12 protein-coding genes are annotated in these 14,626 nt (G+C 74.3%); 7 read left to right on the top strand and 5 right to left on the bottom strand.

The window, feature by feature from the left end; translation table 11 throughout:
* Positions 1-21: 21 nt before the first annotated feature.
* Positions 22-618, bottom strand: a complete 597-nt coding sequence (locus OG617_RS08840; RefSeq protein ID WP_405100315.1) for a TetR/AcrR family transcriptional regulator — start codon at positions 616-618, stop codon at positions 22-24.
* Between the two features lie 77 nt (positions 619-695).
* Here OG617_RS08840 and OG617_RS08835 point away from each other — a divergent pair, with 77 nt between their 5' ends.
* Positions 696-2,291 carry an MDR family MFS transporter gene (locus tag OG617_RS08835; RefSeq protein WP_405100313.1) on the top strand — a complete coding sequence of 532 codons (1,596 nt, stop codon included), beginning with the start codon at positions 696-698 and terminating at the stop codon, positions 2,289-2,291.
* A gap of 96 nt (positions 2,292-2,387) precedes the next feature.
* On the opposite strand, the gene OG617_RS08830 is transcribed toward OG617_RS08835, so the two are convergent.
* Complete coding sequence (locus OG617_RS08830) at positions 2,388-4,217, bottom strand: tetratricopeptide repeat protein (protein ID WP_405100311.1); 1,830 nt, start codon at positions 4,215-4,217, stop codon at positions 2,388-2,390.
* 257 nt (positions 4,218-4,474) lie between these two features.
* On the opposite strand from OG617_RS08830, the gene OG617_RS08825 reads away from it, so the two are divergent.
* Together OG617_RS08825 and OG617_RS08820 are read left to right on the top strand one after the other, a co-directional pair.
* On the top strand, positions 4,475-5,506 hold the full coding sequence (locus OG617_RS08825) for an SIS domain-containing protein (protein ID WP_405103583.1): 1,032 nt from the start codon (positions 4,475-4,477) through the stop codon (positions 5,504-5,506).
* A gap of 25 nt (positions 5,507-5,531) precedes the next feature.
* A complete protein-coding gene (locus OG617_RS08820; protein ID WP_405100309.1) occupies positions 5,532-7,190 on the top strand; it encodes a histidine kinase N-terminal domain-containing protein in 1,659 nt (552 codons plus the stop codon).
* Between the two features lie 159 nt (positions 7,191-7,349).
* Here the strand turns inward: OG617_RS08820 and OG617_RS08815 are convergent, their stop codons facing one another.
* Positions 7,350-8,885, bottom strand: a complete 1,536-nt coding sequence (locus tag OG617_RS08815) for a glycosyltransferase family 39 protein (RefSeq protein ID WP_405103581.1) — start codon at positions 8,883-8,885, stop codon at positions 7,350-7,352.
* Positions 8,886-9,289: 404 nt separating this feature from the next.
* Here OG617_RS08815 and OG617_RS08810 point away from each other — a divergent pair, with 404 nt between their 5' ends.
* The 4 genes from OG617_RS08810 to OG617_RS08795 all read left to right on the top strand — a co-directional run bounded on the left by OG617_RS08810 (position 9,290) and on the right by OG617_RS08795 (position 12,825).
* A complete protein-coding gene (locus tag OG617_RS08810) occupies positions 9,290-11,002 on the top strand; it encodes a nitrite/sulfite reductase (protein ID WP_405100307.1) in 1,713 nt (570 codons plus the stop codon).
* Between the two features lie 76 nt (positions 11,003-11,078).
* Positions 11,079-11,237 carry a hypothetical protein gene (locus OG617_RS08805; protein WP_396676876.1) on the top strand — a complete coding sequence of 53 codons (159 nt, stop codon included), beginning with the start codon at positions 11,079-11,081 and terminating at the stop codon, positions 11,235-11,237.
* A complete protein-coding gene (locus OG617_RS08800) occupies positions 11,234-11,995 on the top strand; it encodes a phosphoadenylyl-sulfate reductase (RefSeq protein WP_405100304.1) in 762 nt (253 codons plus the stop codon). Before OG617_RS08805 ends, OG617_RS08800 begins: the two co-directional genes overlap by 4 nt.
* Complete coding sequence (locus tag OG617_RS08795; RefSeq protein ID WP_405100302.1) at positions 11,977-12,825, top strand: sirohydrochlorin chelatase; 849 nt, start codon at positions 11,977-11,979, stop codon at positions 12,823-12,825. The genes OG617_RS08800 and OG617_RS08795 overlap by 19 nt, the downstream gene beginning before the upstream one ends.
* A 134-nt stretch (positions 12,826-12,959) precedes the next feature.
* On the opposite strand, the gene OG617_RS08790 is transcribed toward OG617_RS08795, so the two are convergent.
* Together OG617_RS08790 and OG617_RS08785 are read right to left on the bottom strand one after the other, a co-directional pair.
* Entirely contained in the window at positions 12,960-13,217 is a 258-nt protein-coding gene (locus OG617_RS08790) for a WhiB family transcriptional regulator (protein ID WP_161685375.1), read from the bottom strand.
* Positions 13,218-13,664: 447 nt separating this feature from the next.
* Positions 13,665-14,615, bottom strand: coding sequence for a diacylglycerol/lipid kinase family protein (locus OG617_RS08785; protein ID WP_405100300.1), 951 nt, complete (start codon positions 14,613-14,615; stop codon positions 13,665-13,667).
* Positions 14,616-14,626: the final 11 nt, after the last annotated feature.

Below are 14,626 nucleotides of genomic sequence, written 5' to 3'. Positions count from 1 at the left end.
GACGGGCTCGGGGCTGCGCGCTCAGCCCTCGCCGATCCTGGCGAGCAACTCGTCGGCCACCTCCAGGGCGAGCTTGCGCCGCTCGGCGTCGGTGACCTGCGGGCCGCGGATCGCGAACCAACTGCTGTGTACGGCGAACAGCGCCACCACGGCGCGTAGCTGGGCGCCCGGTGAGTCGTCGCCCCGGGCCAACGCCTGGGCCAGCCGCATCATCCGGTCGCGCATCCGCTGCCCTGCGGTGAGGCTCTTCAGCACGGTCTGGTTCTGCTCGAAGAAGCGCATCACCGAGTACTCCTCGGTGGCGAACATCGTGTCGGCGTACCGGGCGATCAGCTCCTGCCGGGTCGCCAGCGTGGCCGGCTGCCCCTCGGCCCAGGCGATCAGCGCGTCCATCCGGTCCAGCCGGTCGTGGACGAAGCTGCTGACGATCTCGTCCTTGCTCTTGAAGTGGTAGTAGAGGGCGGCTTTGGTCACGTTGAGTCGTTCGGCGATCTCGCGCAGCGACGTCTTCTCGTACCCGTGCTCGGTGAAGAGTTCCAGGGCCACGGTCTTGATGCGCTCCCGCGTGCCGCCTGTGCTCTCTTTCACCGGTTTACCACCCAACTCGCTTGACGTCATATCGCCGCCCAACCTACCGGGCGGCTAGTAAGCTGACCGGCCGGCAAGTAAGTCGGTCACACTCGGGGAGCCTACTGATGATTCAGGCGCACCAGCAGACTGCGGAGCGACAACCCAACATCCGGGTGGTGCTCTTCGGCCTGATGATCGCGATGATGCTCGCGATGCTCGACAACATGATCGTCAGCACCGCGCTGCCGCGGATCGTTGGCGAGTTCGGCGGGGTGGACCACTTCACCTGGGTGGTCACCGCGTACGTGCTGGGCACCACGGTCTCCACCCCGATCTGGGGCAAGCTCGGCGACATCTACGGCCGCAAGATCGTCTTCCTGACCTCGGTGGTCGTCTTCCTGGTCGGCTCGGCGCTGTGCGGCATGGCCGGCTCCGGGCTGTTCGGCGGGGCGGACAGCGGCATGATCGAGCTGATCGCCTTCCGGGCGGTCCAGGGCCTCGGCGCGGGCGGGCTGATGGTCGGCGTGATGGCGATCATCGGCGACCTGGTCCCGCCCCGGGAGCGGGGCCGCTACCAGGGCATGATCGCCGGCATCATGGCCATCGCCATGGTCGCCGGCCCGCTGGTCGGCGGGTTCATCACGGACAACCTCTCCTGGCGCTGGGCGTTCTACGTCAACCTGCCGCTCGGCGGAGTCGCGCTGGTGCTGCTCGCCGCCACCATGCACCTGCCGAAGTACCGCACCGAGCACCGGATCGACTGGCTCGGCGCGGGGCTGCTCTCGGTCGGCATCACCGCGATCGTGCTGATCACCACCTGGGGCGGCAACTCCTACGACTGGGTCTCCCCGCAGATCCTCGGCCTGGCGGCGCTGGCCCTGGTCACCCTCGTCGTGTTCGGCCTCGTCGAGCGCCGCGCCCCCGAGCCGATCCTGCCCCTGAAGCTCTTCGCCAACCGCAACTTCGCGCTGATCTCGGCGATCGGTTTCCTGCTCGGCTTCGCCATGTTCGGCGCGATGAACTTCCTGCCGCTGTACCAGCAGACCGTCCAGGGCGCCTCGGCCACCAACAGCGGCCTGCTGCTGCTGCCACTGATGTTCGGCATGCTGGTGGTCTCGCTGGGGGTCGGCCGGGCGATCACGAAGACCGGCCGGTACCGGATGTTCCCGATCGTGGGCGGCGTGGTGATGACCGCAGGCCTGCTGCTGCTGACCCGCCTGGACGTCGGCACCGGCAAGGTGGAGTCCTCGCTCTACATGATCGTCCTCGGCGTCGGCATGGGCTTCCTCATGCAGACCTCGATGCTGATCGCGCAGAACAGCGTCGAGCAGAAGGACCTCGGCGCGGCCAGCGGCGCGGCCACCTTCTTCCGCTCTATCGGCGGCTCGTTCGGCATCTCGCTGTTCGGCGCCATCTTCGCCAACCGGCTCGCCGACTCGCCCGCCGGGTCCGCGTTCAGCGGCGGGGGTGGCGAGGGTGGCCAGCTCGACCTGGACAAGCTCAAGGAGCTGCCGGCGCAGTCCCGGGAGCTGGTGCTCGGTGGCCTCTCCGGCGCCATCTCGCACGTCTTCTGGTGGGCGGTGCTGTTCACCGTCCTGGTGCCGGTGCTCGCCTGGTTCATCCGGGAGGTCCCGCTGCGCTCGACCAACGACACCCCGCCCGCCGGGGCCGCCGGGGAGGAACAGGCCGAGGTCGCCCTCGGCCGGGCCCCCGCGGCCTGACCACCGTCCGCCCGGCCCGGCCGCGCCCACCCTCCGGGGTACGGCGCGGCCGCGCCGCCGGCGGCCAGTCGTGGCCGGGCGGGCGAGCCGGGTCGGTCAGGGGCGCCGTCGGGACCGGGTGAGCCGGGCCCAGAGCCGGCGCAGCGGTCCCGGCCGGCGCGGTCCCGGCCGGGAGATCAGCTCGCCGGCCAGCGTGGCCGTGCCCGCGTCGAGGGCCGGGGTGGCCAGCGCCAGGTACGCCAGTGACACCGCGATCGGCACCGGCCGTTCCCGGGCCACCGCCGCCGCGTCGGCGAGCCGCTCGGCCACCACCCGGGCCACGTCGGCCCGGACGAGTGGGTCCACCCAGGCGGCGGTGACCAGGGCGAACAGGGCCGCCTCGGTGATCCAGTCCTCCACGCCCCAGACCAGGTCGACCAGCACCCGACGGCGGGTGGACTCCGGCCACGGCTCGTCGGTGCGGTGGTGCAGCAGGCCCAGGCACGCCCAGACCTGCACGCAGCGCACCCACAGCGACGGGTCCTGGCCGGCCAGCACCCGGCCCATCCCGGTGGCGGGCACCGCGGGCGGGTGCACCAGCAGCCCGAGCAGGTCGGTCAGGCTCAGGGTGGCCAGGCCGACCGCCGTGTCGTACGCCGCCGGGGGGTGCGGCCAGGCCGGGTGGGCGAGCTGCCGGATCCGGTCCGCGGCCTCGGCCGAGGGCGCCGGCACCGTCGGGGCGGGGACCGTGCCGTCCCAGCGCCACAGCGGCCGGTCGCTGGCCCACCGGGGCTCGCGCGGGTCCGGGTCGCCGACCGCGGCCACCTCGACCCGCAGCCCGGGCGCGGCCGTCGCCACGGTACGCATGGCGCTCGGCGGCTCCAGCGTCTCCAGCCGTACGGTCGCGCCGCGCCCGCGATTCTCCTCGGTGAGGGCGTGGCGCAGTACGGCCACCGCCGCCCCGGCGGCCGGGGTGATCTGCCCGAGCCAGGGCCGGCTGCGGCAGCCCTCGGCGAGGTCGCCGTGCTCGTGCGAGTCGTCGGGGTGGTCGCGGACGAAGTCGGCGAGCGCCACCAGGTGCGCCACGTCGCCGTCGCGCTGGAAGCGCAGCCGGTGCGCGGTGTGCACGGCGCAGTCGAAGGTGGGGTCCCGGGCCAGGGCCCGGTCGATCCAGTCCAGGGCCTCGTCGAGCCGGCCGTTGTCGGCCAGCGTGCCGGCGAGGTCGGCGTACACGGCGAGATCTGTCGGGTCGTGCTCGACGGCCCGGCCGAGCGCCGCGAGGGCGTCCCGGGTCCGGCCGGCGCTGCGGTAGGCGTACCCGAGCCAGACCTCGCCGAGCTTCGACGGCTGGACGCGTACCCCCCGGCTGGCCCAGTCGATCGCCAGCGTGACCTCGCCGAGGCGCCGGGCCAGCGCGGACGCCGCGCCGAGCAGCAGGCCGTGGTCGGGGTGGACGGCGATCGCGTTGCGGGCCAGCACGAGGTACGGCGACAGCGGCCCCCGGTCGGCGCGCGGCACCGGGTCGCCCACGGTGGCGCAGACCTGCATCAGGACCCGGGCGACGCGCTCGGGGTCGAGCCGTTCGGGCAGCTCGGGGGAGATCACCCAGGGCACCCCGGCCCAGTCGGCGCGGGGGTCGTGCCCGGTGGCGGCGGCCAGCAGCTCCAGCCCGTCGTCGGGCCGCCCGGTCGCGGCGAGCAGGTGCGCGCGGGCCACCACGACGCCGACGAAGGCGCGCTGGTGCAGCGGGAACAGGTCGACGCCCCCGCCGCTGGCGGCGGCGAGCCGGGCCAGCGTCTCGTGCACCTCGGGCAGGGTGGGCGCCCGGGTCAGCGCGCCGGCGACGTGCCCGGCGGCGTGCGACAGGTCGCCCTCGTCCAGCGCGAGCCGGGCCAGGGCCAGCTCCTCCTCCGCCGACAGCGGGGGATCGCCCCTTCCCTCGGACACGTGGGCCTCCCGCTCGTAGGTGCCTCGCCCGCCGGCGGGTTCGTCCGCGCGCAGGGCGCTCGCCGGAGGTGGGCGGGCCCCGCTCGTCGGTGCGACGCCGGGCTGGGCAAGCGTAGGTGATGTTGCGGCGACATGGTGATCCACTGCGCAATGCTGCTCGTTGGATTGCTCATGCCAGAAGAAACCTGCAAGACTGAGCAGGAAACGCGCGGCTATCGCGCAGGGATGGGGTATTCGTGACACGTGCAGGGGCCGGGATGGCCACCGACATCAGCGAGCAGCCGGCCGGCTACGAGCGGCTGCTCTCCGCCGAGCACGCCGGGGCGATCGCCCGGGTGGCCGCCGCCGTCGCCCAGCGCCGCCCCCGGCACGTGGTCTTCACCGCCCGGGGCACCTCCGACCACGCCGCCCTCTACGCGGCGTACCTGACCGAGATCCGGCTCGGCCTGCCCGCCGGGCTCGCCTCGCCCAGCGCGGTTACCCTCTTCGGCGCCCGGCCCGACCTGTCCGACGCGCTCGTCGTCGGGGTCAGCCAGAGCGGCGGCTCACCCGACCTGGCCGAGGTGCTGCGCAGCGCCCGCGCCTCCGGCGCGCTGACCCTCGCCGTCACCAACAACCCGGACTCCCCGCTGGCCGAGGTGGCCGAGCTGAGCGTCGACATCGCCGCCGGGCACGAGCGGGCGGTGGCCGCCACCAAGACGTACACCGCCGAGCTGCTCGCCCTGCTGATGCTCGTGGAGGGCATCCGGGCCGGCGACGGCGCGCTGCCCGCCGAGGAGCGGTCGGCGCTGGCCGCCCTGCCCGAGCTGGCCACCCGCACCCTGGCCGACACCACCCCGGCCCAGCTCGCCCCGCGCTACCGGTTCGCCGCCCAGCTCGTCACCACCGGCCGGGGATACGCGTACCCGACCGCCCGGGAGGCGGCGCTGAAGCTGATGGAGACGTCGTACCTGCCGGCGCTAGCCTTCTCCGGCGCGGACCTGCTGCACGGCCCGCTCGCCATGACCGACCCGGACGTCCCGGTGCTGGCCGTGGTCGGCTCCGGCCCCGGCGGCCGGTCGATGGGGGAGGTGCTGCCCCGGCTCGGTGAGCGCCGCGCCGACGTGGTGGTGGTCGGCTCCGCCGACGTGGAGGGGGCCACCCGGATGGCCGTCCCCGAGGTCGACGAGCGGTACGCCCCGCTGCTGGACATCCTGCCGTTGCAGCGGCTCGCGCTGGAGCTGGCGCTGGCCCGGGGCGAGGACCCGGACGCCCCGCGGGGCCTCAAGAAGGTCACCGCGACGATGTGAGATCCAGCGTGGCAGGCTGGTCAGCGTGTCCACGCTGCGCGACCTCGCCGAGGAGCACACCCAGCTCCGCCCCGCCGACATCGACCACCTGCACCGGATTGCCGGAGACTGGCAACTGCTGTCCGACCTGTCCTTCGCCGACCTGCTGCTCTGGGTGCCGGTGGACGCCGAGGGCAGCTTCCTCTGCGTGGCCCAGGTCCGCCCGACGACCGCCCCCACCGCGTACCAGGACGACCAGGTGGGGCGGATCGTCGGCGGGCCGGAGGTGTCCCACCTGGACGTCGCGTACGGGCAGGGCCGGATCTGGCGGGAGGGCGACCCGGTCTGGTACGGCGACGTGCCGGCCCGGCACGAGGCGATCCCGGTCCGGCTGCGCACCGCCGACGGGGAAGCCGGCGAGGTGATCGCGGTGGTCGGCCGGGACACCAACCTCTCCACCGCCCGCACGCCCAGCCAGCTCGAACTGAACTACCTCACCACCGCCGACGACCTGGCCCAGATGATCGCCGACGGCACGTTCCCGCCGCCCCGGCATCCCGGGGAGACCACCTCCGCGCCCCGGGTCGGCGACGGCCTGGTCCGGCTGGACGCGGGCGGCAAGGTCACCTACGCCAGCCCGAACGCCCAGTCCGCGTACCGGCGCCTCGGCTACGCCTCGCACCTGGGGGGAGAGGACCTGGCCAAGCTGCACCGCCGGCTGGCCGGCGACCCGCTGGAGGGCACCGACGCCGGCAACGCCATCCTGGCCGCGCTGCGCGGCGAGGCGCCGCCCCGGCGGGAGATCGACGCCCGGGGCGCGACCATGCTCACCCGGGCGCTGCCGCTGATGCCCGCCGGGGTGCCGATCGGCGCGCTGGTCCTGGTCCGCGACATCACCGAGGTACGCCGCCGCGACCGCGCCCTGATCACCAAGGACGCCACCATCCGGGAGATCCACCACCGGGTGAAGAACAACCTGCAGACCGTCGCCGCGCTGCTGCGACTCCAGGCCCGCCGGGTCTCCATGCCGGAGGCCCGGATCGCCCTGGAGGAATCGGTGCGCCGGGTCGCCTCCATCGCCCTGGTGCACGAGACGCTCTCCATGTCCAGCGACGAGGCGGTCGAGTTCGACGGCATCGTCGACCGGGTGGCCAGCGCTGCGACCGAGGTCGCGGCGACCGAGCAGACCGTCGGGATGCGCCGCCGGGGCAGCTTCGGGGTGTTGCCCGCCGAGATCGCCACCTCGCTGGTCATGGTCCTCAACGAGCTGCTGCTCAACGCGGTCGAGCACGGCTTCCCGCCGGCTGCGGAGGCCCCTGCGCCCGGTCCCGTCCCGCTGGCCGGGACCCCGCCGGCGGCCGGGACCCCTTCGACGGCTGCGGCGCCGGCGGTCGGGTCCCCGACGGCGGGCGGGACCGCGCGGCCTGAGGCGGACCGCGTCCTGCCGGTCGTCACGGAGCCCGGCCCGGTGGCCGCGCCGCTGGTGGTCGTCTCGGCGCACCGGTTCCGCAAGCAACTGCACGTCACCGTCGCCGACAACGGGCGCGGCCTGCCGGCCGAGTTCGACGCCGAGCGCGGCGGCCGGCTCGGCCTCCAGATCGTCCGGGCGCTGGTGACCGGGGAGCTGCGCGGCACCATCGAGCTGCGCAACGGCACTGAGGGCGGCACCGAGGCGGTCCTGGTGGTCCCCCTGGTCCGCTCCTGACGGGCCGGCTCGCCGGCCCCGGGCCACCGCGACCGGCCTCGGGCGGTCACGCCCTCACCCTTGCCGCTGCCGGGGTGGGCTCGCCGGCCCCGGGGCCGGCGCGACGGGCCTCGGGCCGCCCGGGAGGCCCACGACGCGGGTGACCGGGTCTTCTCCGGGTCACCGGGTGAGCAGCGCCACGGTCAGGCCCGGGCGCGGGTGGACCCGCTCGACGGTGAAGCCGTCGCGCAGCGCGTCCCCGGTCGCGCCGGGCACCGCGTCGACCGGGTCGGCCCGCCGGCCGGCGACCACCAGCCAGACCCGGTCGACCCCGGCCAGGCACTCGGCCGGGCGCGGGCACTCGTCGGCCCAGTAGTCCCCGCGCGCGTCCCGGTCCCGGACGACCAGGGCGTCCCGGGGCTGCCGGTCGCCGAGGTGGTAACGGACGCCAAGGTCGAGGAAGAGCCAGCTGTCCCGGGGGGAGAAGACGATCACGTCCCCGGGCCGGCGTCCCTCGTCGACGACCCGGGCCGCGCCCCGGTAGTCGACCAGCGCGTCGCGCGGCCACTCGTGGCTGCGCCGCAGCGCGGCCTGGTCGGGCAGGCCGAGCAGGCCGGCGAGGAGCACCACGCCCAGCGCCGCCGGCAGCGACACCCCGCCCCCGTCCGGTGCCCGCCCCGCCGGGCCCGATCTCGCCGCCGGGTCCGTTGCGCCCAGCGTCGCGCCGGCCAGGACGCAGGCGAACGGGACGGTGAAGAACAGGTAGCGCGGCACCCAGAGCGGCCCGGCCAGCCCGGCCAGGAACACCAGCAGCACCGGTAGCACCACGCACCCGGCCGGGAGCAGGGCACGCCGCCCCAATCGGGCGGCCCCGAGCGCGGCGAGCCCCAGCAGCAGCCCGCCCACCGCACCGCTCTGGGTCACCGCGCCCGGCAGGGCGGCCAGGTCGGCCAGCCGGGCGCGGTCGACCCAGTCGAGCTGCCGGCCACGCTGGCCGACGGCCAGCAGCACCAGAGGAGTCAGCGCGGCCAGGGCGGCCAGCACCGCGACCAGCCAGCCCCACGGCGGCCGGGGTCGACGGGTGTGCGCGGGGGCTGACCGTGGCGCCCCGGCCGGGTGCGGGGCGGCGGCCCGCTGGGCGTACGGCGCGGTCGCGGCGTGGGCGGCGAGCAGGGTGAGGGCGACCAGGTGGGCCAGGCCGAGCCCGGCGACGGCGGCGGCGTACCCGGCCCAGCGGCGCCACCCCGGCCGGTCCAGTGCCCGGGCCAGCAGCAGCGTCGCCAGCACGGCGAGGAGGGCGACGAACGCGTACGGGCGGGCCTCCTGGGCGTACCGGGACGTGCCGGGCAGGACCGCGAACAGCAGCCCGCCCAGCAGCCCCGCCCGCCGGCCGAACAGCCGGCATCCGAGGGCGGCGGTCAGCCCGGCAGTCCCGGCCGAGGCCAGCACCGACGGCAGCCGCAGCGCCGTGGGGGAGTCGCCGAACGCCGCCACCCAGCCGTGCATGAGCAGGTAGTACGGCCAGCTCGCCGCGTCGATGACGCCGGCCATCCGGGCCAGGGCGCCCAGCGGGCGGGTGGCCGCGCTCCAGGTGGCCAACTCGTCCCGCCACGGCTGGGCGGAGCCCACCCCCGCGCCGGTCACCGCCAGGGTCACCAGTGCCGGCCACCCCCAGACCGCACCGAACCACCCCGGCGAATGCCGCCTTCCGGGCAATTCGTCCACGCCGTCGAGCCTTCCACACGTCGGCCGCCCCGGGGACGCGTCAGGGCCGCTCCCCGGGGCGGGGACGAATTCCCTGATCGAGGGCGATCTTGGCGCCAGCTCCCATCGGCGGTCCGTGATGTGGGATCACCCACGCTGTCGTTGGTAGGGCCCCTTGGGGTGTGGGAGCATGGCCGCATGCTTGCCGCCGTCGTCCGTCGCTTCGTGGCCCGTCGCCACGTCGACTACGGCCGCATGCGCAGCGCCATCTGTCCGGCCTACTGACGACGCCCGACCCACTCGTCTCGGGCGCGCGTTCCCGCGCCGGCCGTCCGACATCGCTGTCCATGGCCCCGTCCCGCGGGCCGGCCGCGCGCCCGCGCCCTGAGGCACAGCAGACAACGGAGGACGCCGCGATGGCGGTCAGCAGCACCCCCGCCCGGCCCGACGCTCCCACGACACCCGCCGCCCGGGCCCCCCGCCGTCCGCGCGGGGAGGGCCAGTGGGCGCTCGGCCACCGCGAGCCGCTCAACGCCAACGAGCGGATCAAGAAGGACGACGACCCGCTGAACGTCCGGGCCCGGATCGAGAACATCTACGCCCACCAGGGCTTCGCCTCGATCGACCCCCTGGACCTGCGCGGCCGGTTCCGCTGGTGGGGGCTCTACACCCAGCGCAAGGCGGGCATCGACGGCGGGCGCACCGCCGTGCTGGAGCCGCACGAGCTGGAGGACGAGCTCTTCATGCTCCGGGTCCGGGTCGACGGCGGGCAGCTCAACCTGGCCCAGCTTCGGGTCATCGCCGACATCTCCCGGGAGTTCGCCCGGGACACCGCCGACATCACCGACCGGCAGAACATCCAGTTCCACTGGATCCGGGTCGAGGACATGCCGGAGATCTGGCGCCGGCTGGAGGCGGTCGGCCTGCAGACCACCGAGGCGTGTGGCGACTGCCCGCGCATCGTGCTCGGCAGCCCGGTCGCCGGGGTGGCCGAGGACGAGCTGCTCGATCCGACCCCGGCGATCGACGAGATCGTCCGGCGGTACGTCGGCGACAAGCAGTACTCCAACCTGCCGCGCAAGTTCAAGACGTCGATCTCCTGGCTGGTGGACACCCCGTACGAGACGAACGACATCGCGTTGCTCGGCGTCGACCACCCCGAGCATGGCCCCGGCTTCGACGTCTGGGTCGGTGGCGGCCTGTCCACCAACCCGATGCTGGCCAAGCGGCTCGGGGTCTGGGTTCCGCTGGCCGAGATCCCGGACGTCTGGGCCGGCGTGGTGGGCATCTTCCGCGACTACGGCTACCGCCGGCTGCGCAACCGGGCCCGGTTGAAGTTCCTGGTCGCCGACTGGGGCGTGGAGCGCTTCCGCGAGGTGCTGGAGAAGGAGTACCTGGGCCGCACGCTGCTCGACGGTCCCGCCCCCGAGCTGCCCGAGCGGCCGGTCGACCACATCGGGGTGCACCCGCAGCGCGACGGCCGAAACTACGTCGGGGCCGCCCCGGTGGTCGGCCGGGTCTCCGGCCCCCAGCTCGCCCGGTTGGCCGACGTGGTCGAGGCGCACGGCAGCGACCGGGTGCGGCTCACTCCGTACCAGAAACTGCTGGTGCTGGACGTGGCGGCGGAGCGGACCGAATCGCTGGTGGCGCAGCTGGGCGGGATCGGCCTGGCGGCCCGGCCGTCGGCCTGGCGGCGCGGCACCATGGCGTGCACCGGGATCGAGTACTGCAAGCTCGCCATCGTCGAGACCAAGGCGCGGGGCGAGGAGCTGGTGGCCCGGCTGGAGGAGCGGCTGCGCGACTTCGACGCGGACATCTCCATCCACATCAACGGCTGCCCGAACGCCTGCGCCCGCACCCAGGTCGCCGACATCGGCCTCAAGGGCCAGCTCGTGGTCGGCCCGGACGGCCGCCAGGTGGAGGGCTTCCAGGTGCACCTGGGCGGCGGCCTGGGCATGGCGCAGGGGCAGACCGCCGGCTTCGGCCGCAAGCTGCGCGGCCTGAAGACCACCGCCGACGAGCTTCCCGAGTACGTGGAGCGACTGGCCCGCCGCTACCTGGCCGGCCGGACCCCGGGCGAGACGTTCGCCAACTGGGTGATCAGGGCCGACGAGGAGGAACTGCGATGAGCGAGCACAGCGAGCGAACCGGCAGGCCCAGCGCGATCGAGCCTCGGCGCGATGCCGAGCGGAGCGAGGTGTCGCGATGAGCGAGACCCGATCGGCACCCCTGTACTGCCCGTACTGCGGCGAGGAGGACCTGCGGCCGAGCGAGGCGGGCCACGGCGCGTGGGAGTGCCACGCCTGCGCCCGGGTCTTCACGGTGAGGTTCACGGGGCTGCTCAGCCGGGCGGTGAACCGGTGAGCGTCGTGTCGGCGGCGGGCCTCGGGCTGGTCGGGCTCGGCGGCGCGGAGCCCGCCGACCCGGCCCGGGGAGGCCCGGAGGAGCTGCGCGCCCTGGCCGAGCGGGCCGGGCGGGAGCTGGAGGGTGCGCCGGCGCTGGAGATCGCCCGCTGGGCGGCCGAGACCTTCGGCGACCGGTTCTGTGTGACCAGCTCGATGGCCGACGCCGTCCTGGCCCACCTGGTCTCCCGGGTCGCCCCCGGGGTGGACGTGATCTTCCTCGACACCGGCCTGCACTTCCCGGAGACGCTGCGGGTCCGCGACGAGGTGGCCCGACGGCTGCCCGTCAACGTCCGCTCGATCCGCCCGCGGCTCACCGTGGGCCAGCAGGACGGCGAGTACGGCCCCCGGCTGTTCAACCGCTCCCCGGACGACTGCTGCGGGTTGCGCAAGGTCGAACCGCTGGAACGCGCGCTGACCGGGTACGACGCCTGGGCCGCCGGGCTGCGTCGCGACGAGTCGCCGACCCGGGCCAACACGCCCGTGGTGACCTTCGACGCCCGGCGCGGCAAGGTGAAGGTCAACCCGATCGCCGCCTGGCGGCAGGCCGACGTGGACGCCTACGTCGCCCGCCACGACATCCCGGTCAACGAACTGTTCAAGCGTGGCTACGGCTCGGTCGGCTGCTGGCCGTGCACCCGTCGGACCACGGCGGGGGAGGACCCCCGGGCCGGCCGGTGGGCGATGTTCGAGAAGACCGAGTGCGGCCTGCATCTCTGACCGTCTCCGGGGTCGTGGGGGCGTCGCCCGCGGCCCCGGACCCGGTGGTCCTGGTCGCGCACGGCAGCCGGGATCCCCGGGCGGCCGAGGCGACCCGGGCACTGGCCCGGGCGGTCGCCGCCGCCCGCCCCGGCGTGACCGTGTCGACGAGTTGGCTGGACCACACCGAGCCAGGGCCGGCTGCCGTGCTGCGGTCGCTGGCGGTGGCCGGTCATCCCCGGGCGGTGCTGGTGCCGCTGCTGCTCACCGCCGCGTACCACCGGCGGGTCGACGTCCCGGCGGCGGTCGCGGCGGCCCGGGACTGGGGCCCGCCGATCGACGTATGCGTCTCCGACGTGCTCGGCCCTGCCGACGGCGTGGTCGACGCCGCGCTGCTGGCCGGGCTGCGGCGCCGGCTGGACGAGGCTGAGCCGGGGCGCTTCGACGCGCTGGTGCTGGCGGCGGCGGGCACCCGGGATCCCCGGGCGCGCGGGTCGGTGGGGCGGGTCGCGGCGGCGCTCGGCGCCGAACTCGGGGTGCCCTGCCGGGTGTCGTACGTCTCGGCAGCCCCGCCGCTCACGGGCGCGGCGGTGGCCCGGCTGCGCGCGGCGGGCGCCCGCCGGGTGGCCGTGTCGGCGTACTTCCTGGCCGCCGGCCTCTTCCACGACGCCGTGGTGGCGGGGGCCCGGTCGGCCGGTGCCGTGACGGTGTCCGGGCCGCTCGCCGACGCCCCGGAGCTGGCCGCGCTGGTGCTGCGCCGGGTGGACGCCGCGGTGAGCGGCCGGCCTCGACGCCCGCAGCCGCGCACGGCGCACCGCCGTGGCGGCCTGCTGGTTCCCGGCCCTCGCTGACGCCGCCTGCCGGGGCCCGGGGCCCGCAACGGGGCCGTCCGTCGGATCTCGGGCCTCGCCGACGCCGCCCGGACGGCAGAACGCCCCGGCAGAGGGTTGCCCTGCCGGGGCGTGGAGCCTTTAGTTCGGTGCGGTCAGGCGGAGTGAGCGCGCAGCACCCGGAGGCCACCGCGACGCTTGACGGCGCGCCGCTCCTCCTCGCTCATCCCGCCCCAGACGCCAGCGTCCTGACCGGACTCGAGTGCCCACTGGAGGCACTGGTCGGTCACGGAGCAGCGCTGGCAGACGGCCTTGGCCTGCTCGACCTGCAGGAGAGCCGGACCGGACGTCCCGATCGGGAAGAACAGCTCCGGGTCCTCGTCACGGCAGACAGCATGGTGACGCCAGTCCATGGCGGCAACACTCCTCATTCTGGATGGGTGGCAGATTTGCTTTTGGTGCTTTTCTTATATTCGTCCGCACGTCGAATGGTGACGGTTCGCGTCCATCAATTCGGCGCTGCGTGAGCAGGCTCTTGCGGCCCCTGGGACCTGCTGGAACAGCTCAACACGGCGAGCATATCCAGGCAATGTCCCGGTAACTCAAGTTCGCTTGTGAATACTTTCACGAACTTACGCGATGTCAAGGGTGACGCTCGGAAAAACTCCGAGCGGTGAGCAAGCTCACGACCCTTTTGTCCGGGTTCTAGAGTGATCCAGCTACCCGCCGTGCCACAGTCGAGGATCAATATAGTACAGTACGCGTGACATTGCTGACATTTCCGGCACCTCGCCCTCGGTGTGCGGCCACCGTGTCGGCACGGTGTGGGGGACCGCTTGACCAAGGGCTGTACCCGAGACCTAACAGATTACTCTCAGTGCGGCCGGAACGGATGCAAATCTAACTTTCTCTCGCTCGCCGAGGTAGTCCCCGTCCAGCTGGAAGGCCTGCGGGCGGCTCGTGAACAGGGTGAATTCGTTCACGTCGTGCAGCCGCAGCACCTGGCGGCCCCGGGGATCAGGGGCCCGGGAGAGCGCTTGGGTCACTGTGCGTGCGGTGCTCGCCACGTGGAGCTGACGCATCGCCAGCACGTCCAGCCCGAGATCGAAGGACGCCTCCGGGTTCGGGTTGATCTCCCGCTCGCCCAGGTACGTCCACGGCGCGGTGTTCTGGATGATGACGGTGGCCAGCTCGCCCTCGGCCGCCGCCCCGGGCCGCTCCAGGGTGATCGCTGGATGGCGCCGGTCCGAGCGGAGGAAGTACTGGTTCACCGTCGACCGAAGGTAGAGGGCCGGGGTGGAGACCCGGCCCCGCCGGCGGGCCTGCTCCACCCGGTGGATGACCGCCGCGTCGATGCCGAAGCCGGCGCAGAAGGTGAAGTAGCGGTCGTCGGCCCGCCCCAGCCCGACCGTCCGGGACCGGCCCAGCCGCAACCCCTCCAGGATCATGCTGGTGCCCTCGGGCCACTCCCGGGGCAGGCCCAGCGCCCGGGCGAACACGTTCGTCGAGCCGCCCGGGACGGTGGCCAGCGCCGGCAGGCGCTCGGCGAGCGTCCTCCCGGTGCGGATGGTCGGCGGGTCGGCCGTCATCAGGCCGTTCACCACCTCGTTGACCGTGCCGTCACCGCCGAGCGTGACCACCAGGTCGACGCCCTCCTCGGCGGCCTCCCGGGCCAGATCCGTGGCATGGCCCCGCCGGCGGGTGTACCGCACCGACAGGTCGACTTCGCTGCGCAGCGCCCGGACCAGGACGTCCCGGCTGCGCTCGCTGGTGGTGGTGGCCTTCGGATTGACGACCAGGACGGCCCGCATGGGCGGCACTG

The sequence above is a fragment of the Micromonospora sp. NBC_01412 genome (genome assembly GCF_045040215.1).
GTDB classification, from domain to species: Bacteria; Actinomycetota; Actinomycetes; order Mycobacteriales; family Micromonosporaceae; genus Micromonospora; species Micromonospora rubida.
The sequence above is the reverse complement of the archived record's forward strand: the minus strand, read 5'-3'. Positions and strand labels throughout refer to the sequence as shown.

What these genes read in the sequence shown, in the direction of transcription:
- OG617_RS08835 (WP_405100313.1), top strand. Translation starts at nt 696, where the DNA reads ATGATTCAGGCGCACCAGCAGACTGCGGAGCGACAACCCAACATCCGG.
- OG617_RS08805 (WP_396676876.1), top strand. Translation starts at nt 11,079, where the DNA reads ATGAGCGAGACCCGATCGGCACCCCTGTACTGCCCGTACTGCGGCGAG.
- OG617_RS08825 (WP_405103583.1), top strand. Translation starts at nt 4,475, where the DNA reads ATGGCCACCGACATCAGCGAGCAGCCGGCCGGCTACGAGCGGCTGCTC.
- OG617_RS08790 (WP_161685375.1), bottom strand. Translation starts at nt 13,217, where the DNA reads ATGGACTGGCGTCACCATGCTGTCTGCCGTGACGAGGACCCGGAGCTG.
- OG617_RS08810 (WP_405100307.1), top strand. Translation starts at nt 9,290, where the DNA reads ATGGCGGTCAGCAGCACCCCCGCCCGGCCCGACGCTCCCACGACACCC.
- OG617_RS08840 (WP_405100315.1), bottom strand. Translation starts at nt 618, where the DNA reads ATGACGTCAAGCGAGTTGGGTGGTAAACCGGTGAAAGAGAGCACAGGC.
- OG617_RS08785 (WP_405100300.1), bottom strand. Translation starts at nt 14,615, where the DNA reads ATGCGGGCCGTCCTGGTCGTCAATCCGAAGGCCACCACCACCAGCGAG.